The organism is Conexibacter sp. DBS9H8, assembly GCF_023330685.1.
Lineage (GTDB): Bacteria > Actinomycetota > Thermoleophilia > Solirubrobacterales > Solirubrobacteraceae > Palsa-465.
In genome coordinates, this window is sequence record NZ_CP097128.1 from 1,552,470 (window position 1) to 1,575,827 (window position 23,358).

The 23,358-nt window shown below is 71.4% G+C and carries 21 protein-coding genes and 1 tRNA gene; 16 read left to right on the forward strand and 6 right to left on the reverse strand.

Features of this window, described 5'->3' with window-relative positions; genetic code table 11:
* The first annotated feature begins 13 nt into the window (after positions 1 to 13).
* From mfd to M3M55_RS07380, 6 genes are all read left to right on the forward strand, one after another.
* The gene (mfd, locus tag M3M55_RS07355) at positions 14 to 3,439 is read left to right on the forward strand and encodes a transcription-repair coupling factor (protein ID WP_249012173.1); all 3,426 of its coding nucleotides are present in this window, start codon (positions 14 to 16) and stop codon (positions 3,437 to 3,439) included.
* Between the two features lie 55 nt (positions 3,440 to 3,494).
* Positions 3,495 to 4,724, forward strand: coding sequence for a peptidyl-prolyl cis-trans isomerase (locus tag M3M55_RS07360; RefSeq protein WP_249012174.1), 1,230 nt, complete (start codon positions 3,495 to 3,497; stop codon positions 4,722 to 4,724).
* A gap of 12 nt (positions 4,725 to 4,736) precedes the next feature.
* Positions 4,737 to 5,534: a nucleoside triphosphate pyrophosphohydrolase gene (gene mazG, locus M3M55_RS07365; protein WP_249012175.1), complete on the forward strand. Its 798-nt coding sequence runs from the start codon at positions 4,737 to 4,739 to the stop codon at positions 5,532 to 5,534.
* On the forward strand, positions 5,531 to 6,805 hold the full coding sequence (eno, locus tag M3M55_RS07370) for a phosphopyruvate hydratase (protein ID WP_249012176.1): 1,275 nt from the start codon (positions 5,531 to 5,533) through the stop codon (positions 6,803 to 6,805). The genes mazG and eno overlap by 4 nt, the downstream gene beginning before the upstream one ends.
* A 242-nt stretch (positions 6,806 to 7,047) precedes the next feature.
* A complete protein-coding gene (locus M3M55_RS07375) occupies positions 7,048 to 7,320 on the forward strand; it encodes a septum formation initiator family protein (protein WP_249012177.1) in 273 nt (90 codons plus the stop codon).
* Between the two features lie 22 nt (positions 7,321 to 7,342).
* Positions 7,343 to 7,693, forward strand: a complete 351-nt coding sequence (locus tag M3M55_RS07380; protein WP_249012178.1) for a hypothetical protein — start codon at positions 7,343 to 7,345, stop codon at positions 7,691 to 7,693.
* A gap of 42 nt (positions 7,694 to 7,735) precedes the next feature.
* On the opposite strand, the gene M3M55_RS07385 is transcribed toward M3M55_RS07380, so the two are convergent.
* A complete protein-coding gene (locus tag M3M55_RS07385) occupies positions 7,736 to 8,374 on the reverse strand; it encodes a hypothetical protein (protein WP_249012179.1) in 639 nt (212 codons plus the stop codon).
* Positions 8,375 to 8,625: 251 nt separating this feature from the next.
* On the opposite strand from M3M55_RS07385, the gene csrA reads away from it, so the two are divergent.
* Positions 8,626 to 8,865, forward strand: coding sequence for a carbon storage regulator CsrA (gene csrA, locus M3M55_RS07390; protein ID WP_249012180.1), 240 nt, complete (start codon positions 8,626 to 8,628; stop codon positions 8,863 to 8,865).
* A 40-nt stretch (positions 8,866 to 8,905) separates the two neighbouring features.
* On the opposite strand, the gene M3M55_RS07395 is transcribed toward csrA, so the two are convergent.
* Together M3M55_RS07395 and M3M55_RS07400 are read right to left on the reverse strand one after the other, a co-directional pair.
* Positions 8,906 to 9,166 carry a hypothetical protein gene (locus tag M3M55_RS07395; RefSeq protein ID WP_249012181.1) on the reverse strand — a complete coding sequence of 87 codons (261 nt, stop codon included), beginning with the start codon at positions 9,164 to 9,166 and terminating at the stop codon, positions 8,906 to 8,908.
* Positions 9,167 to 9,318: 152 nt separating this feature from the next.
* Positions 9,319 to 10,410, reverse strand: coding sequence for a class I fructose-bisphosphate aldolase (locus tag M3M55_RS07400; RefSeq protein WP_249012182.1), 1,092 nt, complete (start codon positions 10,408 to 10,410; stop codon positions 9,319 to 9,321).
* 132 nt (positions 10,411 to 10,542) lie between these two features.
* Between M3M55_RS07400 and M3M55_RS07405 the strand changes: the two genes are divergently transcribed.
* The 4 genes from M3M55_RS07405 (at position 10,543) to M3M55_RS07420 (ending at position 14,545) form a co-directional block, all read left to right on the forward strand.
* Positions 10,543 to 11,301 carry a zinc ribbon domain-containing protein gene (locus M3M55_RS07405; protein ID WP_249012183.1) on the forward strand — a complete coding sequence of 253 codons (759 nt, stop codon included), beginning with the start codon at positions 10,543 to 10,545 and terminating at the stop codon, positions 11,299 to 11,301.
* Between the two features lie 79 nt (positions 11,302 to 11,380).
* The gene (locus tag M3M55_RS07410; protein WP_249012184.1) at positions 11,381 to 12,058 is read left to right on the forward strand and encodes a metal-dependent hydrolase; all 678 of its coding nucleotides are present in this window, start codon (positions 11,381 to 11,383) and stop codon (positions 12,056 to 12,058) included.
* 31 nt (positions 12,059 to 12,089) lie between these two features.
* Positions 12,090 to 13,346 carry a glycosyltransferase gene (locus tag M3M55_RS07415; protein WP_249012185.1) on the forward strand — a complete coding sequence of 419 codons (1,257 nt, stop codon included), beginning with the start codon at positions 12,090 to 12,092 and terminating at the stop codon, positions 13,344 to 13,346.
* Entirely contained in the window at positions 13,343 to 14,545 is a 1,203-nt protein-coding gene (locus M3M55_RS07420; protein ID WP_249012186.1) for a glycosyltransferase, read from the forward strand. Before M3M55_RS07415 ends, M3M55_RS07420 begins: the two co-directional genes overlap by 4 nt.
* A 151-nt stretch (positions 14,546 to 14,696) precedes the next feature.
* Here the strand turns inward: M3M55_RS07420 and M3M55_RS07425 are convergent, their stop codons facing one another.
* On the reverse strand, positions 14,697 to 15,965 hold the full coding sequence (locus M3M55_RS07425; protein WP_249012187.1) for a glycosyltransferase family 4 protein: 1,269 nt from the start codon (positions 15,963 to 15,965) through the stop codon (positions 14,697 to 14,699).
* A gap of 32 nt (positions 15,966 to 15,997) precedes the next feature.
* Between M3M55_RS07425 and M3M55_RS07430 the strand changes: the two genes are divergently transcribed.
* Positions 15,998 to 17,158: a glycosyltransferase family 4 protein gene (locus M3M55_RS07430; protein WP_249012188.1), complete on the forward strand. Its 1,161-nt coding sequence runs from the start codon at positions 15,998 to 16,000 to the stop codon at positions 17,156 to 17,158.
* A 29-nt stretch (positions 17,159 to 17,187) separates the two neighbouring features.
* Here M3M55_RS07430 and M3M55_RS07435 read toward each other — a convergent pair whose 3' ends face one another.
* The gene (locus tag M3M55_RS07435) at positions 17,188 to 18,783 is read right to left on the reverse strand and encodes an RNA polymerase sigma factor (protein ID WP_249012189.1); all 1,596 of its coding nucleotides are present in this window, start codon (positions 18,781 to 18,783) and stop codon (positions 17,188 to 17,190) included.
* Between the two features lie 99 nt (positions 18,784 to 18,882).
* On the opposite strand from M3M55_RS07435, the gene M3M55_RS07440 reads away from it, so the two are divergent.
* Positions 18,883 to 18,967, forward strand: a tRNA-Leu gene (locus M3M55_RS07440).
* A gap of 17 nt (positions 18,968 to 18,984) precedes the next feature.
* On the opposite strand, the gene M3M55_RS07445 is transcribed toward M3M55_RS07440, so the two are convergent.
* Positions 18,985 to 19,719 carry a helix-turn-helix domain-containing protein gene (locus M3M55_RS07445; protein ID WP_249012190.1) on the reverse strand — a complete coding sequence of 245 codons (735 nt, stop codon included), beginning with the start codon at positions 19,717 to 19,719 and terminating at the stop codon, positions 18,985 to 18,987.
* Between the two features lie 313 nt (positions 19,720 to 20,032).
* Between M3M55_RS07445 and M3M55_RS07450 the strand changes: the two genes are divergently transcribed.
* From M3M55_RS07450 to M3M55_RS07460, 3 genes are all read left to right on the forward strand, one after another.
* On the forward strand, positions 20,033 to 20,707 hold the full coding sequence (locus M3M55_RS07450) for a hypothetical protein (RefSeq protein ID WP_249012191.1): 675 nt from the start codon (positions 20,033 to 20,035) through the stop codon (positions 20,705 to 20,707).
* 102 nt (positions 20,708 to 20,809) lie between these two features.
* On the forward strand, positions 20,810 to 22,384 hold the full coding sequence (locus M3M55_RS07455; RefSeq protein ID WP_249012192.1) for an adenylate/guanylate cyclase domain-containing protein: 1,575 nt from the start codon (positions 20,810 to 20,812) through the stop codon (positions 22,382 to 22,384).
* 49 nt (positions 22,385 to 22,433) lie between these two features.
* On the forward strand, positions 22,434 to 23,351 hold the full coding sequence (locus M3M55_RS07460; protein ID WP_249012193.1) for a YihY/virulence factor BrkB family protein: 918 nt from the start codon (positions 22,434 to 22,436) through the stop codon (positions 23,349 to 23,351).
* Positions 23,352 to 23,358: the final 7 nt, after the last annotated feature.

A 23,358-nucleotide genomic window follows, 5' to 3' on the forward strand; every position in this document is an offset into this window, starting at 1 on the left:
CTGAGCAGAGCCGATGCTCGCCGAGCTGCTCGATCACGCCGACCGCGATCCCCAGACGGCCCGGCTGGCCACCGACGGTGGACGTGCCTTCGTCTCCGGGGTCCTGCGGCCCTACCTGATCGCCGCGCTCGCCCACCGCGACCCCTCGACGCCGATGCTCGTCGTCGCCGGCGACGACCGTCAGGCACGGGACCTCGCCGCGAGCCTGCGGGCCTGGCTCGCCCCGCGCACCGTCCGCTACTACCCGACCCGCGGGGTGACCTATGAGTCGCACCTCAACCCGCCCGCTCACCTGATCGGCCAGCGGATCGCTGCCCTCGACGCCCTACTCGACCCGGCCGGCGACCGCGCACCGGTCGTCGTCGTCTCCGCTGTCGCGCTCGCCGAAAAGGTTCCCGACCCGAGCCTGCGCCCGCACGGGTTCACCGTCGCCAGCGGCGAGCTCATCGACCTCGAGGAGACCGCCGCCGACCTCGTCGCCGCCGGCTACGAGCGCGTCGACCAGGTGGAGGACCGGGGCCAGTTCGCAGTCCGCGGGGACATCCTCGACGTGTTCCCCTCCACCGAGGACCGCGCCGTCCGGGTCGATCTGTTCGGGGACGAGGTGGAGAGCATCCGTGCCTTCTCGACCTTCACCCAGCGCAGCCTCGAAACGCTTGAGCGGGTGGAGATCGCCCCCGCCGCCGAGCTCACCCTCGAATACCGCGAGCTCGCCGAGCTCGCCGCCGAGGACGACAACCGGCCCGACATCACCGAGCTGCTGCCGACCGAGGATTTCCGCGCCTTCCTCGAGCTCACCGACGCCCCGGTGATCCTCGCCGCCGAGGAGGAGCTCGCCCCCGCGCTCGCCGACCACTTCCAGGACGTCAGCGCCGCCTTCCACGACCGTGACGCCCACCATCTCTACCTCGCGCCCGAGACGGTCAGCGCCGAGATCGACCGTCGCGCCCGGATCCGTCTCTCCAGCCTCGAGCAGGACCAGCCCTTCAGCTTCCGCGCCCAGGCGGCCGACATCGCCGCCCGCGGGATCGCCGCCGCCGAGCCGGAATTGGAGAAGCTGACCCGCAGCGGCTACCGGACCGTCATCGTCTGGCCCAACCGGGGCGAGGGCGAGCGCGCCGCCTACAACCTCGGGCGGCTCAAGGTCGCCTGGCTGGCGACCGGAACGGGTGGAGCTGATGCCGGTCTCGGTGGACCGGCAGCAGCCCGGGCGCCCCTGTCCTTCGCCCACGGCCGCCTGCGCGAGGGGTTCATCGCCCCCCAGTTCGAGCTCGCGGTGATCCCCGAGCACCGGCTCTTCCGCCGCCGTCAGGCGGGTGAGGGGCCCGGCCGAATCGGCCGGCGGGGGGCGCTGCGGTCCTTCACGGAGCTGCGGACCGGCGACCTGATCGTCCACGAGGACCACGGGATCGCCCGCTTCGGTGGCTTTGACACCAAGACGGTCGCCGGGGTGACCCGCGACTACCTCACCCTCGAGTATGCCGGCTCAGACCGGGTGTTCATGCCCGTCGACCAGCTCGCGAAGATCAGCCGCTACGTCGGCGGGGCGGGCGTCAGCCTGTCCAAGCTGGGCGGCAAGTCCTGGGAGACGGTCAAGTCGCGGGCGCGCAAGGCCGCCCGGGAGCTCGCCGGCGAGCTGCTCAACCTGTACGCCGAACGCAAGCGCCGCGAAGGGTTCGCCTTCTCGCCCGACACCGACTGGCAGCGGGCGTTCGAGGACGCCTTCGCCTACACCGAGACCCCCGATCAGCGTGACGCGATCGAGTTCGTCAAGGCGGACATGGAGGCGCCGCGGCCGATGGACCGGCTGATCTGCGGTGACGTCGGCTACGGCAAGACCGAGGTCGCGCTGCGGGCGGCGTTCAAGGCGGTGCAGGACAACAAGCAGGTGATGGTGCTCGTGCCGACGACGATCCTCGCCCAGCAGCACTTCGGCACCTTCTCCGAACGGCTCAAGGACTATCCGGTGCGGATCGAGCACGTCTCGCGCTTCCGGCCGGCCGCCGAGCAGAAGGCGGCGATCGAGGCGTTCTCCGCCGGGCAGGTCGACATCCTCATCGGCACCCACCGGCTGTTGAGCCGGGACGTGCGTGCCAAGGATCTCGGGCTGCTCGTCGTCGATGAGGAGCAGCGCTTCGGCGTCAAGCAGAAGGAGCTGCTGCGCCAGATGAAGCTGAAGGTCGACGTGATCGCGATGTCGGCCACCCCGATCCCGCGGACCTTGCAGATGTCGCTGGCGGGGATCCGCGACATCACGGTGATCGAGACCGCCCCGGAGGGCCGCCGCCCCGTGAAGACCTACGTCGGCGAGTACGACGAGGCACTCGTCAAGGGCGCGCTGCTGCGCGAGAAGGCCCGCGGCGGCCAGGCGTTCTTCCTCCACAACCGGGTCGAGGACATCGACGAGGTCGCCGTCCGGCTGCGTGGCCTGTGCCCGGAGATGTCCTTCACCGTCGCCCACGGGCAGATGGAGGAGGGCGAACTCGAGCGCCAGATGATGGCGTTCCTGCGCGGCGAGGCGGACGTGCTCGTGGCGACGTCGATCATCGAATCGGGGATCGACATCCCCCAGGCGAACACGTTGATCGTCGAACGGGCCGACACCTTCGGCCTCTCCCAGCTCTACCAGATCCGTGGCCGCGTCGGCCGCTCGCGTGAGCGGGCCTACGCCTACCTGCTGTACCCGTCAGCGGCGACGCTGACCGCCGACGCCGGCCAGCGTCTCGCCGCCCTCAGCGACTACACCGAGCTCGGCGCCGGATTCAAGGTGGCCATGCGCGACCTCGAGATCCGCGGGGCGGGCAACCTGCTCGGGGACGAGCAGTCCGGGCATGTCGCCGCGCTCGGGTTCGAGCTCTACATGCAGATGCTCGACGACGCCGTCCAGGCGCTGTCGGGCGTCGACGGGGAGGACGGTGAGGCCGACTGGGAGCCCGTCCGCCTCGACGTCAACGTCGACGCCTACGTGCCGGCTGCCTACATCCCCTATGAGCAGGCGAAGGTGGACGTGCACCGGCGGATCGCCGGGGCGCGTGAGGTGGCCGACCTTGGGCTCCTCTCCGACGAGCTCGTCGACCGGTTCGGGCCGATCCCCGAGCCGCTGGAGAACCTCATCTCCCTGCAGATCGCCCGGATCAAGCTGGGCCAGGCCGGGGTCGACAGCGTCTCCCTCCGCCAGGGCCGACTCGCCGTCGCACCGGTCGGCCTCACCTCCGCCCAGGCCAAGGCGCTGCGCGCCGAGATTCCGGCGGCCGTGTACGAGTCGGGCCGCTCCCAGCTGTCGGTCCGGGTCGGGGACGCCGGCGCGAACCAGATCACCGCCGCCCAGTTCCCCGCGGTGCTCGGGGTCGCCGACGCGCTGCTCGGATTGTTGCGGGCGGGTGCCGAGGAGGCCGATGCGGCCCCCGCCGAGCGGGCCCAGGCGTTAACAACTTCGTAAGGAATCGGCGACCGCTGCGGACCCGTCGACGGCGGGGCCGCTACGATCCGCCCTCGTGAGAACGAAGATAATGCGGTATGTCACGGCGCTCGGCGCCGTTTTTGTTGTGATCGTCGCGGTGGCGGCGTGTGGCTCCTCGACCACGGTCCCCGCCTCTGACGTGGCGATGGTCGCCGGCAACCCGATCTCCACCCAGGCGTTCAACCACTGGATGTACGTCGCGGAGAAGGGCAACGCCGCCCAGAGCGGCGGCCCGGTGATCGTCCCGACCGACCCGCCGAGCTTCACCGGCTGCATCGCTCAGGTGCGCGCTCAGATCGCCACCTACGCCAAGACGCCGGCGGCGACGATCCGCAACGACTGCAAGCTCCTCTTCGCCCAGCTCTCCAGCCAGGTGATGGACTTCCTGATCAAGGCCTACTGGTATCAGGGAACCGCCTACAAGGACGGCCTGCGCTACACGGCCGCCGACGCCGCCAAGGCGTATAAGACCGCCAAGGCCCAGACGTTCCCGACGACCGCCCAGTACAAGGCGTTCCTCGTCGAGACCGGCGAGACCCCCCAGGACATCACCTTCCGCCTTCGCGTCAACACGCTCTTCCAGCGCCTGATCAGCCGTCAGGTCCCGAAGATCACCCCGGCCCGGATCAAGCAGTACTACGCGAGCCACCAGAGCCAGTTCGGCAGCCCCGAGTCCCGCAACGTCAAGCTGATCCAGACGAGCTCACTGAGCACGATCGACGCGGCGCTCGCGGCGGTCAAGGCGGGCCGCAGCTGGGCGAGCGTCGCCAAGCAGTACTCGACCAACAGCGCGAGCAAGGCGACCGGCGGCGTGATCACCGGCCTGCAGAGTGGGCAGGAGGAGGCCGCGGTCAACAAGGTGATCTTCTCCGCGCCGCTGAACAAGCTCGAGGGCCCGGTCAAGGGAACCTTCGGCTACTACCTCGTTGAGGTGACCAAGATCACCCCGGCGGTCACCCAGCCGCTGTCGAAGGTGACCGCGGAGATCAAGACCCTGCTCCAGCAGCAGTACGACACGGCCGCCCAGGCGAAGATCGACAAGACGGTCAAGGCTCAGTGGGGGCCGTCCACCTACTGCCAGCCGGCCTACTCGATGGTCGACTGTCACGGCTACACGCCGCCGAAGACGACGACGGCTCCCTCGAGCGCCGCCGGCTCGACGGTGACGGCGCCGAGCAGCACGAGCACGAGTCCCGCCGGCTCGACGGTGACGGTCAACCCGGAGAGCGGCGCGACGACACCGTCACACACGAAGAAGAAGTAACCTGCGCCCGCCGTGGACGGCGCCGAGGACATCACCGACGCGATCGGGCGCCTGGACGCGATCGTCCGGCGCCTGCGCGCCGACTGCCCCTGGGACCGGGAGCAGACGGCCCAGAGCATCGTCCCCCACACCCTCGAGGAGGCCTACGAGCTGGCCGACGCCGCCCACTCCGGCGATGACGCCAAGCTGCTGGACGAGCTCGGGGACGTCCTCTTCCAGGTTCACTTCCTCGCTCTGCTGCTGCAGGAGCGGAACGCCGGGGATCTCGGTGCGGTTGCCCGCCACGCGGCCCAGAAGCTGATCCGTCGCCACCCGCACGTGTTCGGGGACGCTGAGGCCGCGACCGCCGCGGAGGTGCTCGCCAACTGGGACGCGATCAAGGCGACCGAGCCGGGCCGGGAGCCGGGTGTGTTCGGGGAGGTGCCCGCCAACCTGCCCGGCCCGCTGTATGCCCGCAAGCTCCAGCGGCGGGCCGCCTCAAGCGGCTTTGACCCCGCCAGCGAGGCCGCCGCCCGGGACGCGGTCGCTGACGCACTCGTGGCGGTCGGGGCCGCAACGACCCCGGAGGAACGCTTCCACGAGCTCGGAGACCTGCTGTTTGCCGGCGTCAACGTTGCCCGCAAGCTGAAGGTCGACCCGGAGCTTGCCCTGCGTGCCTCCGCCGACCGGTTTCGTGCCCGCGTGGAGGCCGGCGTGGAGGAGGCCGCCTCCTGCGGGGAGAGCTGGAACGATCTCAACTCTGACCGGCAGCTCGCCTTCTACGCGCGTGCGGCCCTGAAAGCAGGCAGACAGGAGCCCCCCACCCCATGAGCCAGATCGAACATGTCCACGCCCGCCAGATCCTCGACAGCCGCGGCAACCCGACCGTGGAGGTCGAGCTGAGCGTGAAGTCGGGGGCATGGGGTCGGGCCGCGGTCCCCTCCGGTGCCTCCACGGGCGAGTTCGAGGCGACCGAGCTGCGGGACGGCGGCAGCGCCTTCCTCGGTCGCGGGGTGACCCGTGCGGTGGAGAACGTCAACGCAGAGATCGCCGCGGCGATCCGCGGCATGGACGCCTCCGCCCAGGCGGCGCTGGACCGGACGCTGATCAGCCTCGACGGGACCGCGAACAAATCCCGCCTCGGCGCCAACGCGATCCTCGCCGTCTCCCTCGCCGCCGCCCACGCCGCCGCCGCGGAGGAGCGGCTGCCACTGTGGCGCTACCTCGGCGGGGAGAGCGCCCATATTCTCCCGGTGCCGATGATGAACGTCCTCAACGGTGGGGCCCACGCGGACAACTCGGTCGACTTCCAGGAGTTCATGATCGTCCCCGCCGGCTTTGACAGCTTCCCGGAGGCTCTGCGCGTTGGGGCGGAGGTCTTCCACAGTCTGCGCGCGACCCTGCAGCACCGCGGCCTCGGCACGACCGTCGGTGACGAGGGGGGATTCGCCCCTGACCTCGCCTCCAATGAGGAGGCGCTCGAGGTGCTCGTCGCCGGGATCCGGGCGGCCGGGTACGTCCCGGGGGAGCAGGTGTTCATCGCGCTTGACCCGGCCACGTCGGAGATCTACGAGAACGGGTCCTACGTGCTCACCCACGAACGGCGGGCGCTGTCGGCGGAGGAGCTGTCGCTGTACTGGGCCGAGCTGGCCGGCCGCTACCCGATCGTCTCGATCGAGGACGGGATGGCCGAGGAGGACTGGACCGGTTGGGGGCGTCTCACCGACCGGCTCGGCTCCCGCATCCAGCTGGTCGGCGACGACCTCTTTGTCACCAACACCGACCGGCTCAAGCGGGGCATTGACGCGGGGGTTGCCAACTCGATCCTGATCAAGGTCAACCAGATCGGCACGCTGTCGGAGACGCTCGCGGCGATCCGGATGGCCCGGGAGGCCGGCTACACCGCGGTGATGTCGCACCGCTCGGGGGAGACCGAGGACGTGACGATCGCCGACCTCGCCGTCGCGACCGGATGCGGTCAGATCAAGACGGGCGCTCCGTCTCGGACCGATCGGGTCGCCAAGTACAACCAGCTGCTGCGGATCGCCGAGGTGCTCGGGCCCGAGGCCGAGTACCCGGGTCGCTCGGTGTTCCGGATCTGAGCCGCGGGCCGTGACGGGGGAGGAGCGCCGCGGCGGATGTCTGAATCGCGGGCGCGACCCCGGGGAGGAGCGCCGCGGCGGGTGTCGAAGGACACAGCGAGTCGATGCCGCCCGCCCGTTCTGCTGCTGCCCGTTCACTGTCCCGAAGCGACCGCTCGGCGACGCGCGCCGGCTCGTCACCCCGGCCGCGGAGCGCTGCCGCGGCGGGCTTCGCGCCGCGGCGGGTCCGTTCCCGGGCGCCGTTGTCACGGATCCGCTGGGATCGGGCGGCCCGGGGCGGCATGATCGCCGTGCTCGCACTGATCGCCTACCTTTGGATCACCGGTCTGGCCGGGTTGCTGGCCCGCCACGCCCAGGCCGAGCGCGGCCTCGCCCAAGTCCACCGTCTCGCGGCCGAGAACCGGACGCTGTTGGCGGAGGAGCACGCACTCACCCAGCGGGCGACGATCCTCGCCCGGGCCCGTCAGCTCGGCATGGTCGGGCGCGGGGAGCAGTCCTTCATCATCACCCACTGAGCCCGAGGCGGAGGCGCTCCTGATGGAGCCGGAGATCGACTTCGAGGCGCTCGCGGTGCTCTGGGATGACGGGGATCGGCGGCTGCGGGCCGCCGACCCGGCCCAGCGGCGCCGGCTCGAGGTGGTGATCGATGCGGTCGTCGCCGAACTGCGCCGCCGGCTCGGTGCGCCGTTCTCAGCCGCAGCCCTCGGTGCGCTCTACCTCGAGGGAAATGACTGGTGCTTCGATCTCGCGACCCGGCTGATGCCCGAGCATCCCGAGGCCTGGGACATGCCGACGATCATCGGAGCGGCCTTCAGCCGCTACGTCCGGCGCGCCTACGATTACGGCGGTGGCCGCCGCCGGCTCCCGGAGGAGTCCGAGGGGAGCTGAGAGAGCCCGTCACAGGGCCCCGCTCCGCGCCCCCCGCGGCGCTCACTCGTCGTCGTCGCCGTCGGCCTCAGCGTCCGCCTCAGCCTCAGTGACGACGCGGCGGATGATGATCTGGTCCTCCTCGATCGTCACCTCGACCGGCCGGTGGCCGGCCCAGTACTCGGCGTAGACGGGGTCGTCCTCGACGGCGGGGTCGAGCCACAGACCGTAGCCCTCCTCACCGTGGTCGAAGGTCGCCTCGAGCGGGCCGACGGGCTTCTTGCGCCGGGTCGTCCGTGTACCGCCGCGGCGACCGCGCCGCCGCTTGGGTTTGTCGTCCTCCTCGCCGTCGCTCTCGTCGTCCTCGCCGGCGGCGGCCTTGGCGGCGGCGGCTGCGGCGGCGGCCTCGGCGGCGGCCTCGGCGGCGGCGGCTTCCTCGGCGGCTCGGGCTTCGGCCTCGGCGTCAAGCTCAGCGGCGATCAGTGCGTCATCTTCGGCTCGCAAGTCGATTTCCTCATCGAAGTCGACGGTGATCTCGACGCCGTCGGGGTCGCCCCCGGGCTCGAGCGCCTGTTCACGCTTGAAGGCCTGGATCTGTTGCACGGTGACCTCGAGCTGATGGGCGATCCACGCGTCCGTGCGCCCTTGGCGCACCCAGCCACGGATCCGGTTCAGCTCCGGCCTCAAAGATTTTCTTGGCATTGAGAGCTGAGAATAGTCAAGGTCGCGCGGCCCGGCGCCCCGCCCGTCCCGCCGGGGCCGGCCCGGCGCCCTGTCGGCCGGGTTCCGGCGGCCCGAGCGCACCGGCTCGGCCGGCGCTGTCGGTACTGGCGGTTGTCAGCGCCCGGGCCGGGCCGGTATGCTCGCGCGAGGTTGCTGACTCGGCCGGGGTCGGTGCCGCAACCTGAGCGCACTGGTGCGCTGAGGGTTCACGTCGAGCAGGGAGGCAGCCAGTGCTGGTACTCACGAGGAAGCCGAACCAGAGCATCATGATCGGTGACGAGATCGAGGTTTCGGTGCTCGCCATCATGGGTGAGAAGGTCCGCATCGGAATCCAGGCGCCACGGCACGTGCCGGTGTTCCGTACCGAGGTCTATCTCGAAATTCAGGACGAACGACTCGCGGGCGCGGGGGATGAGGTGGTCGCCGAGGTGGACGCCGCCCTGCGCGACCTGGGCGGGCCGGCGACCTGACCGCCCGGCATCCCGGGGAGGAGGCGCGGTTGTGAGCGCGTCAGACGAGGAGGATGTAGAGGGTGCCGAGCATCGCCGCCGTCACCACGACCGCGGTCGCCACGAGCGAGAGGGCAAGCAGGTAGAACCGCTTGGAGCTGCGCTGCTGTTGACGGGCGCGGAAACGAGCGCGCGACCGGGCGGCCAACTCGGTCTCTAGCTCCGCTCGACGTCGCTCCTCCTCTTGCTGCTGGACGAGGAACGCCCGCTCGAACTGGGCGAGGCTCTGGCGCATCCGCATGCCGTAATGGTGCTCAGACATCGCGGCGTGAGTGTAGAAGTCAGGAGCCGGTCGCCGGAAGAGGACCGGGCCCGGTGGTGGCCGACCACCCCGGCCCGGCTCACGGCGAGGCCCGGGCCCCGGGGTGTGCGTCCGCGAGGCGGCGCGGTCACCCCCGGGGCCCGGCTGACGGCTCAGGCGATCGTGATCTCGCGGTTGAGGTAGACGTCCTGGATCGCGTTGAGCAGCGCGACGCCGTCGGGCATCGGGCGCTGGAAGGCCTTGCGCCCGGAGATCAGGCCGGTGCCACCCGCGCGCTTGTTGATCACCGCGGTGCGCACCGCCTCGGCGAGGTCCGTCGCCCCCGAGGACGCACCGCCGGAGTTGATCAGGCCCGCCCGGCCCATGTAACAGTTGGCGAGCTGGTAGCGGCACAGGTCGATCGGGTTGTCACTCGTCAGCTTCTCGTAGACGAGCTTGGAGGTCTTGCCGTAGCTCTTGTCGATCGCCTGCATCGCCAGGTAGCCGCCGTTGTTCTCGGGCAGCTTCTGCTTGATGATGTCGGCCTCGATCGTCACCCCGAGGTGGTTGGCCTGCCCGGTGAGGTCGGCGGAGAGGTGATAGTCGGTGCCGTTCTGCTTGAACGCCGGGTTGCGCAGGTAGCACCAGAGGACGGTGAACATCCCGAGCTCGTGGGCCTCCTCGAAGGCCGCGGAGACTTCCTGGATCTGCCGGGTTGCCTGATCGGAGCCGAAGTAGATCGTCGCTCCGACCGCCGCGGCGCCGAGCTCCCAGGCGCGCTGGACGCTGCCGAAGGGGATCTGGTCGAACTGGTTCGGGTAGGTGAGAAGCTCGTTGTGGTTGAGCTTGACGATGAACGGGATCCGGTGGGCGTACTTGCGCGAGACCGCACCGAGGACACCGAAGGTGGAGGCGACGGCGTTGCATCCCCCCTCGATCGCGAGCTCGACGATCCGGGCGGGGTCGAAGTAGATCGGGTTCGGGGCGAAGCTCGCGGCGGCCGAGTGCTCGATGCCCTGGTCCACCGGAAGGATCGACACGTACCCGGTACCGGCGAGTCGACCGGTGTGAAAGAGCTGGTGGAGGTTGCGGATCACCTGGGCGCTGCGGTCGGTGTCGAGCATCACCCGCTCGAGGAAGTCCGGCCCGGGGAGGTGCAGCATCGACGCGTCGATCGTCTCGGACGTGTGGCTGAGGAGAGCGTCGGCGTCGTCACCGAGCAGCTCGGAGATGCGGTCGATGGTGGACTCGGTCACGCTGGCCATGGGTGGCACTCCTTCGCGGTTCAGGGTGGGGGCGGTGTGAAGGTCCCAGCGCTCCGCCGGGTATTGACCGTCACGATACCGTCCGGTTGCGCCGTGTTCTCGATCGTGGCGTGCGGGCTATAGAATCCGAGCGTGGCTTCCGGTGGTCCTGACCTGTTCGTGATCTGCAAGCACTGCGGCGCCGAGGTCAGCCCCTACATCACCGAGTGCCCGTACTGCGGCAACCGCATCCAGAAGCGCGCACCCAAGCTCGATCGCGACGGCCGGATCGCCGAGAAGCGTCGGCACCGTCCGCCGTCGCCGACCCTGCCGCGGCTCCGCCGAGGTGAGATCCCGGGCATCCGTCACGACTCCCACCCCTACGGCACCGCGCTCGTCGTTCTGCTCAGCTTCGCCGGGACGCTGCTGTGGCGGACCGGCCTGGTCAACCTCTCCCAGCTCGTCGCCTTCGGCTCGTTGCAACCCCACTACTGGCGCGTGTTCACCGCCCCGTTCGTCTACGAGAACACCGGGTACGCGGTGATCACGATCGGCGTCATCGCCCTGTTCGGAACGCTGTGGGAGCGCCGCCACGGGACGCTGCTGATGGCCGTCGTCTTCCTCCTCGGCGCGGCCGCCGGCACCGCCGTCGGCCTGCAGGTCTCCCACAGCCTCATCGACGGGGCCAACGGTGCCGCCCTCGCGCTGTGTGCCGCCTGGGCGGTGCCCGACCTGCGGGCCGCCCTCGCCCGTGAGGACTATGACGGCGATCTCACCGGCGCCGGCGTGCTCGCGCTCGTCGTCGCGCTGATGCCGCTGGTTGCCCCGGAGGCAAGCTGGGTAGCGGACGGGGTGGGCCTCGCCGCGGGGATCGTCGTCGGCTTCCCCGTGTCCCGCCTGCACCCGGTATGAGCGACGGGGACCGTCGCCTTCGGCGGGCATGCCCCCGTCGCCTCGACCCTCCCTTGTACCCACGACACCTAGGACAGCCATGACTGAGATCCGCTATCTGGGCCACGCGGCCTTTGCCCTCTCCGACGGAGACACCACCGTCCTCATCGACCCGTTCCTCACCGGCAACCCGAAGGCGGCGATCGCCGCCGAGGACGTCGACGCGACGGCGATCCTCATTACCCACGGCCACGGCGACCACCTCGGTGACACGGTCGCGATCGCCAAGCGGACCGGGGCGGCGGTCGTGGCGATCGTCGAGATCGCCGACGAACTCGGTGAGGACGGGGTTGAGGCGACGGGCATCAACATGGGCGGCACCGTCCGCTTCGACTGGGGCTGGGCCAAGATGGTCCCCGCCTGGCACACGTCGACGACGCCCAAGGGCAACGCCTCGATCCCGGCCGGCTACCTGATCAACTTCAAGGACACGATCGTCTACCACGCCGGGGACACCGCGCTGTTCTCCGACATGGCGCTGATCGGCAAGCGCCACCCGATCGACTACGCGATCCTGCCCGTCGGCGGCTGGTACACGATGGATCCCGTCGACGGGGTGGACGCGGCCGAACTGATCGGGGCCAGGCACGTCATCCCCTGCCACTACAACACGTTCCCGCCGATCGAGATCGACGTCGCGCAGTTCAAGTCCGACGTCGAGTCGGCGACGACCTCCCACGTCGTCGTGCTCGAGCCGGGCCAGACCCACACGGTCTGACCCGGCCGCCCCGACCCGCCCGAGCGCCGAGGTGAGGGTCGCCGTCATCGCCGAGTGGTACCCCTCACCCGCGGACCCCGTCCACGGGATCTGGGCCCACCGCCAGGCGGTGGCGGCGACCGCCGCGGGCGTGGAGATCGAGGTGCTGGCGCTGCGCCGCCCGGTGCCGCCGCGTGCTGTCCTGGCGCGCGTTCGCGGCGGGGACCGGCACGCCCTCCGGGTCTGGTTCGACGGGGCGCGCCGCGACCTGCGTCCGTGGTCCCTGGAGGGGATCCCCGTCACCCCGGTCCCCTGGCTCGGCCCCCCGCGCCCGCTCTCCTACGGCAGCTGGGGCCACTGGATGGCGCCACCGCTCGCCCGTGCCCTCTCACGACTTGCCGCCCGCTGGCCCTTTGACCTCCTCCACGTTCACACGCTCGCGCCGGCCGGTCACGCCGCGAGCGGCTGGGCCCGCCGCCACAGGGTGCCGCTGATCCTCTCCGCGCACGGGCCCGACCTGACCGACGTCCCGACGCGCTCGGCCGTGGGGGCGAGGGCGGTGAGAGCCGCCCTCACGCGCGCCCAGCTCGTCCTCGCCAACAGTGGCTGGGCTCGGCGCCGGTGTCTCGAGCTCGGCGCCGCCCCGGAGCGCGTTCGGGTGCTCCACCTCGGGGCCGACCTCCCCGCCCGAACCGGGGGGGGTGAGAGCCCAACGGCGCGCTCGGGGCCGTTGCGGCTCATCACCATCGCCCACCTGCAGGCACGCAAGCACCACCACACCGTCCTCGAGGCGATCGCGGCGATTCCGGTTGACCGTCGGCCGAGCTGGACGGTGATCGGCGACGGTGAGCAACGGTCCGCCCTGACGGCACGCGCAGAGGCGCTCGGACTCGGCGCTCACGTCACGTTCACTGGCCAGCTCGACCATGCACACGCGCTCGCCCGGCTCGCTGACGCCGACCTGTTCGTGATGCCGGGGGTGCAGGAGCCCTTCGGTGTCGCCTTCATCGAGGCGATGGCCGCCGGGGTCCCTGCCGTCGGCGGTCGCGGGGAGGGGGGACCGGAGGACATCGCCGCCGCCGGGCCCGGGATGCTGCTTGTCACCCCTGGCGTGCCGGCGGAGCTGTCGGAGCTGATCGAGCGCCTCGACGCGAACCGGAACGCTCTCGGGGAGCTCGGGACCGCCGCCCGCGCGACCGTCGCCGCCCACTTCACCTGGACGCGCTGCGGGGAGGCGACCCTCGCCGCCTACGCCGGCGTGCTCGCCGCCCCGCGCCCGCCACGCGTCTCGTGGGGGGTGAGGGGGTGAACGGCCCGGGAGCCGGGGTGGATGTGCTGATCCTGTCGCTGGGGACAACCCGGGGTCTCCGGGTCGCCGACGGGGAACTCGCGGCGATGCTCGCGTCGGCGGGCGCCCGCGTTCGCGTGTGTGGCGTGCGGATCGGCATGACCGGACGGCTGCGCCGCGGTTACCCGGTCAACGACATCGTTGAGGCACTCGCGGCCCGCCGTGCCGTAGGCGCCGGGCTGGCGCGCCACCGCCCCCGAGCCGTCATCTTCTCGACGACCACCGCCTCCCTGCTCGCTCCGAGTGCTCCCGGACGCAACGACGCGGTCTGGCTCGACTCGCCGGCACGGCTCAACCGCCCGGGGGCGCGAAACCGGGTTCTCCACCGGCTTGAGGCGAGCCGGTTGGCCCGGGCCTCGGTCGTGCTCCCCTGGAGCCCTCCCGCCGCGGAGGCGCTGCCACGGGGTGTGCGCCGCGCGATCGTCATCCCGCCGCCGGTCCGCATGGGTCCGGCACCGACCCCGTTCCGGGAGCCACTCGTGGTCGCCTACGTCCCCGACCCCAAGGCCAAGGGGCTGACGCTGCTCTGCCGCGCCTGGCAGGCCTACCTCGAGCGTGAGGGGGAGCTCACGCCGGACTGTGCCGGACCGTCGGGGTCCGCCGACTCGCCTCAGCCCGCCGGACGGCTGGAGCCCGCCAGGCCGCTGGGCGCCCCCGGTTCGGCGGCCGGTCCGGGTGGACCGAGCCGGCCCCGCCTGCTCGTCACCGGAATCGAGCCGGGGTGGGCGCGGGAGTTCCTCCGCCGCGCCGGGATCATCACGCTGCCGCTGCGCTGCGAACTGCTCGGAATGATCGAGCCCGACCGGTTCCGGGCGCTGCTCGCCCGCGCCCAGGTGTTCCTCAGCGCCGCCGCCTGGGAGGACTTCGGCCAGGCGCCGCTGGAGGCACTCGCTGCCGGGGCGCGGCTCGTCGCTGCGCCGGCCGGCGGCCCGTTTCCCGCCCTCGCCCTCGCCCGCAGCCTCGCCGCCGACCATGTCGCGACGGACCGTAGCCCGGCAGCACTGGCGCGTGCCCTCGCGGCCGGCCTGCAGGCGCCCGAGAGCAGCGAATACCAGCTGGCGGCCCGTCAGGCGCTTGCCCTCTACGACCGTGAGCGGACTATCGCCGCGCTCGCCGATCAGGTGCTGCCGATTCTGCTGCGAGACTGTGATCGCCCGTGATCACGGGCGATCAGGCCGATCTCTCAGTCTTGATGAGAGGTTGAGGCTTGGGTGTGGGCCCGGGTTCGACCCCCTGGCGACGCCGTCGCCGCCGCCGTGGTTGCGGCTGTGGCCGTTGCCGGCGCCGTTGGCGTCGCCGGCGCCGTTGGCGTCACCCGTCTCCGTGGCCCGCAGCCGCCGGCTGGCGGCCGTGACGCCGTGCGGCGGCGAGGATGGCCTCAATGAACGCCGCGGCCTCACCGCCGGCGGTCTCCGCGTCAACGGTGAGGCTTGCGGCCGCCATCTGCCCGGCCGTGGCCGGGTCGCCGAGGACGCGGGTGAGCGCCACCACGGCGGCCGAGAGGTCGCCCGGCGGGACGAGCCGGGCATTGGCCCCGTCCCGGGCGACGTCGGGGGCGGCGCCGACCGCGGAGGTGGTGATGATCGGCAGCCCGGCGGCCGCCGCCTCACGGATGACGACTCCGAAGGGCTCGTAGGCGCTGAGGAGCACAAAGACGTCCGCGGCGGCGTACAGGGCGGCCAGTTCCGGGCCGTGCCGGTGGCCGTGGAAGGTGACGGTGATCGGCAACTCCCCGGCAAGCGCCTCGAGCCGGGAGCGCAGGAACCCTTCCCCGACGACGTCGACGGTGACCGGCCGCGGCAGCTCGGCGGCGGCCTGCGCGGCGGCGCGCAACAGGAGCGCGAGGTTCTTGTCCGGCACGAGCCGGGCGACGCTCAGCACCCGCAGGGCCGAGGCCGCCCCGTTCGCGTCCACCGCCGGTGTGAACTCGGCCTGCTCGTCCACGCGCGTGCCCCGGTCGCCTCGGAGCGCCGCGGCCTCCCGTGTGCTCCGGGCCGCCCGGATGTGCGCGAGCTCGGCGGCCTGGAGGGCGACGGCGACCCGGTCGGCGGGGAGGCCGAGTTCGAGCAGACGTTGACGGGCGGGTGAGCTCACGGCGATCGCGCCGTCGACGCGCCGTGCGAAGGCGTGCTGGAGGCGGCGTTGCAAGCCGCTGATGTGGTCATCGACGGCCGCCGTGCACTCGGTCAAGAGGAGGTGGGGGACGCCGCGCCGGGCCGCCCAAGCCCGGGTGACCAGCGCTGCCGGCCCGTATTCGGAGGCGACGATCACCTCCGGGTCACCGGCGCGCAGGGCGGCGCGGATCCCTCGAGGCACCATCACCGGGGTACGGCCGCGGCGGGGCAGCTGCGAGGAGCGCAGGTGCACGGCCGGGTAGGGGTGGTCGGTGTGGAAGTAGCCGGCCGGTACGTCCCAGCTCGGCTGCCTGGCGTCCAGGTAGACGACCCGCAGGCGGATCCGCGGGTCCGCGGCGACGGACCGGAACAGGCCCTCACGGTAGGGGGCGGCCACCGGCATCACCACGGTCACCCGCAGTGGGTGGAGGTGGTCCGGGACCCGGCCGGCGGGCGGGGCGCTCATGCGGGCGAGCTTGACACACTCGGCGCCCACCGATGCGCGTCCTCCTGCTCCACAACCGCTACCGCGCCCCCGGGGGTGAGGAGCGGGCGGTCGCGGCGACCGCCGACTTGCTCGAGCGTCGCGGTCATCGTGCGCTGATCTGGGAGCGCGACAGCACGGAGATCGGACGTCTCGACGCCGCCCGGGGTCTGCTTGTGGGCGGCCTCGATCCCGCCGCTGTCGCCGCCGCCGTCACCGACCTGGGTGCCGATGTGGTCCATGCTCACAACCTCCACCCCGGGTTCGGCTGGCGAGCCCTCGCCGCCGCCCGCGCGGCCGGGGCGGCGACCGTGCTCACCCTCCACAACTTCCGTCTCTTCTGCGCGACCGGCGTCGGCTACCGCGACGGCGCCCCCTGCCACCTCTGTCGCGGGGTCAACACGCTGCCCGGGCTCGTGCACCGCTGCCGCGGACCGCTGCCCGAGGCCGTCACCTACGCCGCCGGGCTCGCCCTCCAGCAGCGCCGTCTGCTCGCCCACACCGACCGGCTGATCAGCCTCAGCCACGCCCACCGGGCGCTGCTGGCCGGACACGGCCTGCCCGAGACGCGCGTGAGCGTTGTCCCGCACTTCCTGCCCGACGGCGCCTGGGCGCCCCGGTCGGTGGCAGATGCGGGGTCCCACGCCCTCGCGGCGGGTCGGCTCGTGCCGGAGAAGGGTTACGACACGGCGATCCGAGCGGCCGCGGGCGCAGGGGTGCCGCTCACCGTCGCCGGGGACGGGCCGGACCGGGCGCGGCTGGCCGAGCTCGCCCGCCGCAGCGGTGCGCGGGTCGCCTTCACCGGCTGGTTGGACGCGGAGGCACTCGCCGACCAGCTTCGCCGCGCGGCGGTCCTGCTCGTTCCCTCGCGGTGTGAGGAGGCGTTCGGCTACGGCGCGCTCGACGCCTTCGCCGCCGGCGTCCCGGTGATCGCTTCACCTCGCGGCGGGCTCGCCGAACTCGTGCAGGCGGGTGGGGGAACCCTCGTCGATCCCGACCTGCCCGGGGCCTGGGCGGAGGCGCTGCGCACGCTGTGGCAGAACCCTCAGGAGCGCCGTCACCAGGGCGAGTCCGCCCGCGTGGCAACGGCGGGTCCCTACGGTGAACACGCCGCCCTCAGCCGTCTCGAGGGTGCCTATCAGGCAGCGCTTGAGCGGCGTCGTGACCGAACCTGAGGCGATCGTTGAGGCGGTTCGGCGGCGGCTCAGAAGCGGGGATCGGTCAGCGAGGTGGACGTCGCGGCCGGGTGCGTGCCCGACGTCTGACTCGCGGCCGTGGTCTGGCCCAGGATCGCCGAGGTCAGAGTCGAGCCTGACACCTGAACGGAAGGTGGCACGGGAACGCTCGGTGCCGTCGATCCCTTCAGACTGGTGGGCGCCACGCCGCTCAGCATCGTGCCGGTGGCGCTCGCGGCCGCCGAGCCGGCGTGGTTGACGGCCCCGACGGTCGCGGCCGAGGACCCCTCCGGCCCGAGCTCGACGGAACCCGGCCCGGCTGATGTATGGACCCTCGGCAACGATGACGGTCCGCTCTTGGTGCTGGACCCATGGGTGACAAGGGCGCCGAATTGGCCAGCCAGGGTGGACGTCGGCGTGAGGGTGCCTGCCCGGTCACCGCCCTGCGTCGCCTCTGACCGGCTGGAGGAGGACGCGGTCCGCGCCGATGAGCGCACGCCGCTGGTGAGATCGAGTGGCCCGCGGGACCTCCGCCCGGCGGTGAGCCGTCCCGGCTCTGCCGACGGACCCGTTCGCCCGCGAGTGGCGGTGAGCGTGCGGCTGGGACGGGCCAGGCTCGGCTCGGAGGGGGAGCGAGACGATTCCGCGCCGATCGTCGCGCCCGCGGCGATCAGGGCCACGGTGATTCCGGCCGCCGCTTTGACCGAGATCCCGGCCATCCCAGCGCCGAGCAGTCCGGTGGGGGCGGCGCTCGTGGCGCTCGCCCCCGCGGCGGCGCTGACCCCGCTGCCCGACCCGGCCGGTCCGACGGCGTGCGCGGGCCGCCAGTTCGTCTGCCGGGTTCGAGTGCCGTGACGGGCGAACAGACCCCACAGGCCGGGACCGACGCCCGCCAGCGGGAACAAGGCGGTCAGCACACGTTCGGTCTGTCGCAGCTGGTGCTCGAACCCCTGGCAACACGCACACGCCTTGATGTGGCGTTTGACCGGGGCGGCCACGCGTCGCCGTAGCCCTTCGGCGGTCTCGGCGAGGTGAGCGCGGACATCATCACAGCTGAGCAGACGCGCCTCGCCAGCCTCGGCGAGGGAGATCCGCGCCCGGACGAGCAGAGATTTCACCGACGAAACGGTCGTCTCCATCGCCTCGGCGATCTGGTCATAGGAGAGGGCGTCCATCTCACGCAGGATCAGCGCCGTGCGCTGGGACTCGGGGAGCGCCTGAATGTCGTTGAGCAACAGCCGAAAGTCCTCGCGCCGGTGAACGAGGTCAGCCGTGCTCTCCCCGTGTCCGTAGAACAGGTCGTCCATCGAGTCCAGCCCGATCGCCGGCGTTCGCCGGAGATGGTTGAGGCAGCGGTTGCGGGCGATCTTGTACAACCACGGGCGTAGGTTGATCGGCCGATCGTCCGCGCGGATCGCGTGGTAGGCGGCCGAGAAGGTCTCCTGGAGGACGTCCTCGGCATCCTCATGAGAGCCGAGCATGTGTCGGCAGAAACTGAGCAGACGGGTCTGGTAGCGGTCGACGATCACGTCGAAGGCGCGATCGTCCCCCGCGCGCAGGCGGGTGACAAGGTGGGAGTCCGGCTGAAGGCGGATGAGGGGAGAGCGCAGGCCCCGATCGGACATCGTCGGTATCTCAGGGGTGCTGACGATCACAGGGAACCTCGTGGCGACGCTATCAACGCTGGCTGAAACGGACAAGGCCACCTAACATCCGCGTTCGGAGCCCGGGTGGACAAATTGGCAAAGTCGGCGGTCTTAAAAACCGCTCGCCTGACGGCGGCTGCGGGTTCGATCCCCGCCCCGGGTATCGGCCGCCGGCGCCGCTCACGCGGCGCGGGCCTCACCAGCCCCGGTCTCGGGCTCGGTCCCGGCGCCACGGTCGCGGGCGGCGAGCTGGATCTCCTCCTGGCCAAGCTCGGCGATCACACGGTGGGCGAGCTGTGCGTCTCCATCCACCCTGACGCCGCCGAGATCCTGACGGGTGAGGGCGCGGATCCACCCTGCCGTCGTCGCCGAGGCGGTGGCGGCCGGCAGATCTCCCGGCCGCGCCTGCACCTCCGCACCATTGCGGCCGAGCAGCACCGTGTAGGTCAACGGCTGACCCTCCGGGTCGGCGTCGGTGACGGTCAGTTCGACGGCGGTCGGCTCATCGGCGCCGCTCAGCAGGCCCGCGGCGAGCCGGAAGATCGCCCCGACGTCAACGCGTTCTCCGGTCCGCGGTGCCGACCACGCCCACTCATAACCCCAACGCGCGAGCGCACCGAGGACAGGGAGGAGATCCCGCGCGCGGGGGGTGAGCTCGTAGTCAACCCGGGGCGGGACCTCGCGATAGCGCTGGCGGGTGAGGATCCCGTCGGCGACCATCCGGTTGAGCCGCGAGCGCAGCTGCTCCGTGGAGATTCCGGGCAGGACGCGCTGGAGCTCGACGAACCGGCGGGGCCCAGCCGCGAGATCACGGACGATCAGCAGCGTCCACTTGTCGCCGACGATGTCAAGCGCGCGCGCATCAGGGGACCATTGGGCATAGGGATGCCGCTTGGGCGATGGAACGTGGGGCAACGAGACTCCCGCAGTTATCAGTGTGTGCCGGTCATCACAGCCGTCATGGCTGTCGAGCACGGGTCCCCCGACTGGCTCGGTCTTTCATGTTACCGGTTCGGGCGGCGGGCGGAAATGTCCGATTTCTTGCACCCCTTCTTGCACCAAGATCTAGAAATTCTCTGAGAACGGCGTAACACTGAGGTCTGCCGCTCCATCCTTTCCGTGAAGCGACGGGTTTTGGAGCGGGGGCAGGCGTGGGCAGAGAGGTCCACCATCACGAATGTGTCGAGTTTCCGAAGGATTCGGACGCATCTGACCGATAGAGGTGGCTATGGGACAGTTGATCGACTTGACCGAGCGGATGGCCCGTCGCAACGGCGGCCGCACTCGGCTGGGCGACGGCCCGGAGGCGGAGGAGGCGCCAAGCGGCGCCCGCCCGCCCGCGGCGTTCTACTTCGCCCTCGACTGCCCGGTCTCCTATCTCGTCGCCGAGCGGATCGAACGGGAGCTGGGTGAGATCACCTGGGTGCCGATGATGAGCGGACGACCCGCGGGGCCAGCCGGCGCCCGGCTCGCCGACGCCCGCGCCCTCGCGATTGCCCACCGGTTGCCGCTGGTGGAGCCGGACGTGTTCCCCTTCGACGCTCGTCCCGTCTCCCGCGCGGCCGCCTACGCCGTTCTGGCCGGCTGCGGCTCCGGGTTCGCGCTCGCGGCGCTGCGGCTCGCCTTCGCCGGCGGCTTCGATCCGTCCGAGCCGGACCTGATCGCCGAGGCGGCTGCCGCCTCCGGGCTGGCGGTCAACCACGCCCTCGAGGCCGCCGAAGACCCGCTGCTTGACCTGCGCCTGACCGCCAACCGCCGCACCCTTCAGGCGCGCGGGATCACCGACGCCCCGGCGGTGCAGATCGTCGACGGCTGGTTCTCGGGGTTTGCCGCTCTCACCCGTACGTCCGCCTTCGCGGCGGCGAGCGTCACCTTTCACGCCCTGGAGGCCGAACCGGGGTGAGCCCGGCCCGCGCCTGGAGCGGGGGCGGTCCGAGTCGGCACGACACGGACCTTTTCGGACAGCGGCGTTTGCGTCCCCCGGGTCAGGTGGGAGACTAGGACTGTGAAGGACCCGGTCGACCGCATGATCCGTGCTCTCGCGCGGCGCAACAGCTTTGCCCTTCTCTGGGCTCAGTTCGGCGGCGCGCACCTCGTTCTCCTCGGGGGGATGGTGCTCTTCCGAGCCTTCGTGGCGATGGACGCGAGCCAGTTCTGGCTGCTCGTCGGCGTCTCCCAGGGGCTGTGCGTGATCGACAACGTCGTCGGGATCCGCCTCACCCGGGCGATGTTCGCGCCCGTCCGTGCGTGGGAGCGCGGGGAACGGACCCCCGAGGGCACGGTCGCGGCCTGGCGCGCCCTCGCGAGCCTTCCGCTCGAGTACTTCCGTCGCTCACCACGGCTGCCTCTGCTGTTCAGCTACCTCCCCTTCATCGCCTTTGCTGCCTGGCGGTTGGGGATCGGGGTGAGCGGGTTTGTCATCCTCGCACTCGTCGGGACGACGGTGATCGCCTGTGCGGTCGTCGTGCGCTACTTCCTGATGGAGATCGTCTGCCGCCCGGTGCTCGAGCGCCTCTCCGCGGAGTTGCCCGACGACTTCCACGCCCAGCGCGCCGGACTCGGCGTGAGCTGGCGACTGTTCCTCGCGGCGCCGGTGATCAACATCGTCACCGCCCTGATCGTCGCCGGACTCTCGAACGAGGGGCGCCCCCAGACTCTCGACCACCTCGCCGTCGAGTGGGCGCTCGCGGTCGGGGTCTCGCTCACCCTCAGCCTCGAGTTGCTGGTGCTCGTCGTGCGCACGGTCGGCAGCACCCTGTCGGACATCTCCCGGGCGATCGACCGGGTTCAGGCGGGGGACTTCAGCGTGCGGGTGCCGGTCGTCTCCACCGACGAGGGCGGCATGCTCGCCCAGTCCTTCAACCGGATGGTTGAGGGTCTGGAGGAGCGCGAGGCGTTGCGGGAGGCGTTCTCGGCCTACGTCGACCCGGGGCTCGCCGAACGGGTGATGCGCGAGGGCTCGGACCTCGAGGGGGAGGAGCGTCAGATCTCGATCCTCTTCCTCGACATCCGGGAGTTCACGGCCTTCTCCGAGCGCGCCCGGCCCCGCGATGTGATGGCGCTGCTGAACGAGTTCTGGGAGCTCGTCGTGCCCGTCCTGCTGCGCTGGGGCGGCCATGCGAACAAGTTCATCGGGGACGGGCTGCTCGGCGTCTTCGGCGCACCGGACGAGCTGCTCGACCACGCCCTCGCGGCGACCTCGGCGGCGCTCGAAATCGCCGATCTCGTCAGCGCCCGCTATGACGGCACGATCAACGTCGGCATCGGGGTGAACACCGGGCAGGTGATCGCCGGCACCGTCGGTGGCGGTGGCCGCGTCGAATTCACCGTGATCGGCGACGCGGTCAACACGGCCGCGCGGGTCGAGGAGGTCACCCGCGCGACCGGGGACACGATCCTCATCACCGAGGCGACCCGCGCCGAGCTCCCCGACGGTCTCTTTCACTTCGAGCCGCGCGGGTCGGCGGAGCTGAAGGGCAAGTCCGTCCCCGTGCAGGTGTGGCAGGTCGAGCGGGCGATCCGTGCCCGCCGGGGTGATCCCAGCACCGAGGACTTCGCGGCGATCGGCAGCGACGACTGATGCCGCGGCGGGCAGGGCAATCGCCCGCGCCCGCGAATCAGGCTGCCGGATGTCCTTCGTCTCCATGGCCATCTTCCGTTCCCAGCGGCGCCTGCGGCGTGCCCGGGCGCTGCCCAGCGCACGGGTGAGCGCCCGCCGGGCCGTACACGCCTCGGTCCCCCACCCGCTGCGCGCCTTCGGCCGCCGCGCCTGGCAGGCCAACGTCACCGGGCTCTCCTCGATGCTCGCCTACAACATGCTGCTCGGCGTCGTCCCGCTCGCTCTGCTCGGACTGTTCGTCGCCGGCCAACTGCTCGCCAGCTCGCCCGCCGAGCAGTCGATCGAGCGTTCGCTGCAGGCGTTCTTTCCCGGGACGACCCGCCACCAGCTCGACGCGCTGCTGCACCAGGTCGCCTCCTCGACCCCGACGACCGGGGTGCTCGCCCTGATCGCCTCACTGTGGCTCGCCTCCTCCTTCTGGGGGGCGCTCGACACGTCCTTCTCCCGCATCTACGACACGCCGTCACGGCCGTGGCTGGCCCAGAAACGGTTCGGGCTCGTGATGGTGCTCGTGATGGTGCTGTTGATGCTCGCGACGGTGATGGTCCCGACTCTCCAGTCACTGCTGCGGGCCGGAGCCGAGGACCTCCCCTTCACCCTCCGCCACGTGCACGGGATCATCTTCCTCGCCTCCCTGATCTTCAGCGTCGGCGTGCTGTTCGGGTGCCTCGCCACCGTCTATTCCCGCGTTCCCAACCGCCGGGTTCCGTGGCGAGCGGTGTGGCCGGGCGCGCTGGCGGCGACCGTCGCGATCAGCCTCCTCGCCGCGGCCTTTCCGGTCTATCTCAGCTCGATCTCGACGATCGCTCGCTTCGGCACGACGATCGTGTTCATCATCATCGTCCTCGGCTGGTTCTACGTCGTCGCCCTGATCATCCTCGCGGGTGCGGTGATGAACGGGGTCCGACTGCACGCCTCCGACGGGTGAGCCGGTA